Here is a 3386-nt window from a genome sequence, read left to right on the forward strand (position 1 = left end):
ACCCTAACCTCAATGAACTCCCGTAAAATCGGACCGCAAAGATACTCACTTTTTTTCTTATCAAACAAACTTTTTTTAAAGTTTTTTTCACCCCTCTCACCGTATCTTATAACCCTATTTTAATGAACGTTGCTAACTTCTTTTTGCTGTTACTATTTCCGTTAGCGGGTGCAAATATACAACCCTTTTTAATCCCCGCAACTTTTTTTTAACCTTTTTTTTAAAGTATTTTTAAATCCAAAACCAAACCAATGAATAACAATAACTTACAAAGCAAAAAAAATATAACTAGTTTTTACATTAATCAGAAACTAAGGAAATCTTAGGTTAAACGCATAAAAAAAGGCAAGCCACTAGCTTACCTTTTACCATTATATAATATGTATATATTAATTATTCAATAGTGGCAGAAGCTACGCTTGCGCTTCTATCTATTTTACGAATCAATCCTTGTAAAACTTTACCCGGGCCAACCTCAATAAATTCTGTAGCACCATCTGTAAGCATTGCTTGTACACATTGAGTCCATCTAACCGGTGCTGTTAATTGCGAGATTAAGTTTTCTTTAATTTCTTGTGGATCAGTTACCGCTTTCGCTACAACATTTTGATATACAGGACACGTTGGTGTTTTGAACTCAGTTTCTTCAATAGCTTTTGCTAATTCTTCTCTTGCCGGCTCCATCATAGGTGAGTGAAACGCCCCCCCAACAGGTAAGACCATGGCTCTCTTAGCTCCTTTTTCTTTTAATACTTCACATGCTTTTTCTACTGCCTCTATTTCACCTGATATTACTAACTGACCCGGACAGTTATAATTGGCTGCCACTACTACTCCATCTATAGAACTACATATATCTTCAACCTCTTGATCTTCTAATCCTAAAACGGCAGCCATTGTTGATGGTTGGATTTCACATGCTTTTTGCATAGCTAGTGCTCTTTTAGACACTAATCTTAAACCATCTTCAAAAGACAATACTCCATTAGCTACTAAAGCCGACAATTCTCCTAATGAGTGTCCGGCCACCATTTCCGGAGTAAAGTCATCACCAAGTACTTTAGCTAAGATTACCGAATGTAAAAAAATAGCAGGCTGTGTTACTTTTGTTTGTTTTAGTTCTTCAGCGGTTCCTTCAAACATTATATCTGTAATACTAAATCCTAATATATCATTTGCTTTTTCAAAAAGTTCTTGAGCTATTGGTGATTTTTCATATAAATCTAATCCCATTCCTGTAAACTGAGCTCCTTGACCCGGAAAAATATATGCTTTCATTTATATTCTATTGTTTGTTTTATTGCAAACATACAATTTTTAAAATTACTATATTCGTTTTATGACAACACAACAAAAATCACAAGCGCAATTGATTTACCTAATTTTAGCTGCATTATTTATTGCTTCATTAGTTACTTCAAATTTAATATTTCAAAAGTTCTTTTACTGGTACCCTTTTCATCTTGAAATTTTTGATGTTAAACTGTTTGAAATTTCTGTTGGTCTTCTACCTTATCCTATTACATTTTTAATAACCGATATTTTATCTGAGGTCTACGGTAAAAAAAAGGCAAATCAAGTAGTAATTGCCGGTATTTTTGCTTCTTTCTTTTCATTAGGAATTATATATGTATCTAAGTTAGTTCCGGCAACATCATGGTCACTAGTAGACAACACTACTTTTATACAAGTATTCGGAGCGGCACCTTTGGCTGTTTTTGCCTCTATGATGGCCTATTTATTTGCACAGTTTATTGATATAAAGGTATATCACTTTTGGAAAGAATATACAAAAGGGAGACATCTTTGGGTACGAAATAACTTTTCAACCTTTACTTCTCAATTTATTGATACTTTAACGGTATTAATCCTTCTTTGTTCTTTTGGAATTATTAATTGGGATAAGTTTTGGGGCTTATTAGTTAGTGGTGTTCTATTCAAAATAATAATTGCAGCTCTTGATACTCCTTTCCTATATATTATTGTTTATTTTTTTAGAAAGAAATTTCATTTAAAACTTGGCGAAGAAATTTCTAATTTTGAAGAATAATATGAACTATGATTAGTAAGTTTTTTTATAATCTTTACAGAGAGCAATTTTCATTCTCTCACGAGACAGCCGTTTACCTTAATTTAGTAAGTAATTTACTTACTACGTTTATATTTGGTTATATTTTATTTAAGCTTTTACGTTTTTTAGGAAGAAAACTTCTGCGCAATGTAGCCAAAAGAACTAAAACTCCTTTTGATGATATTTTAATTAAAAACCGAGTGTTTTTAAATATCACCAGAGTAATTATGATGTTTATTTTTTATGCATCATTAAAACCTTTATTAGGTGAGTTCCCTGGTTTGTTAAAATATATTGATCGCCTTGTCTCAGTAATTATAACTTTTTTTGTTATTTGGTTTATCAGAAGTCTTTTATTAAGTATTAAAGATTTTTTACGTGAGTTTTCATCTTTTAAAGACAAACCATTAGAAAGTTATGTTCAGATTTTTATGGTGCTTCTGTGGTTGATTAGTGTAATCGTTGCTTTTTCATTGCTTACCGGAAAATCACTTATTAAATTTCTTACTGCTTTAGGGGCTTTTTCAGCTGTTCTTTTACTTATTTTTAAAGACACCATTTTAGGTTTTGTTGCCAGTATTCAGATTTCGATAAATGATACCGTACGTTTGAATGACTGGATTACCATGGAAAAATATTCTGCAGATGGTAATGTAGTTGAAATTAACTTAGCTTCTGTAATTGTTAGGAATTTTGATAACACCATTACAAGTATTCCAACTTACTCTTTAGTTTCTGATTCTTTTAAAAACTGGAGAGCTATGAGCAACTCTGATGGTAGACGTATTAAACGTTCTATTTTAATTAAAGTTAATTCGATTCGGTTTGTAAGGGAGGATGAGATTTCTGAATTCAAAAAGATAAAATTATTATCTAATTATGTTGAGCAGATTTCTAATGAAATTAACAACTATAACCATAAGCATAATATTGACAAATCATTATTAATTAACGGGCGAAACCTTACCAATTTTGGTTTGTTTAGAAAATATTTAGATGAATATATACAGCAACATCCTCATATTAACCAAAGCTTATTGTTTATGACTCGTCAATTGGAACCTACTCCTAATGGAATTCCTTTGGAAATATATGCCTTTAGTAAAAATAAAGTATGGATTGATTATGAAAGAATCATGGCCGACATTTTTGACCATATCTTAGCAAGTGTTAGTTATTTTGATTTAGAAATATTTGAAAATCCTTCAGGAAAAGATATTTCTAAACTTAAGAATTAAATATTGTGTCGTCCTAAAAAACCATTACAGTTTTTTAGTATGATTAAAGATATAAAATCTCTCAACAAACATGTGTT

Annotated in this window: 3 protein-coding genes; 2 read left to right on the plus strand and 1 reads right to left on the minus strand. The window is 31.0% G+C overall.

Annotated elements, in window-relative coordinates:
• Positions 1–393 precede the first annotated feature (393 nt).
• Positions 394–1278 (minus strand): ACP S-malonyltransferase, encoded by an 885-nt coding sequence (fabD, locus tag ACQY1Q_RS17185; RefSeq protein WP_431006560.1) that lies wholly within the window; start codon positions 1276–1278, stop codon positions 394–396.
• Between the two features lie 61 nt (positions 1279–1339).
• Here fabD and ACQY1Q_RS17190 point away from each other — a divergent pair, with 61 nt between their 5' ends.
• Together ACQY1Q_RS17190 and ACQY1Q_RS17195 are read left to right on the plus strand one after the other, a co-directional pair.
• Positions 1340–2050, plus strand: a complete 711-nt coding sequence (locus tag ACQY1Q_RS17190) for a queuosine precursor transporter (protein ID WP_431006561.1) — start codon at positions 1340–1342, stop codon at positions 2048–2050.
• A gap of 8 nt (positions 2051–2058) precedes the next feature.
• Positions 2059–3309, plus strand: a complete 1251-nt coding sequence (locus ACQY1Q_RS17195) for a mechanosensitive ion channel family protein (RefSeq protein ID WP_431006562.1) — start codon at positions 2059–2061, stop codon at positions 3307–3309.
• The last annotated feature ends 77 nt before the right edge of the window (positions 3310–3386 follow it).

The organism is Tenacibaculum sp. TC6, assembly GCF_050606265.1.
GTDB lineage: Bacteria > Bacteroidota > Bacteroidia > Flavobacteriales > Flavobacteriaceae > Polaribacter.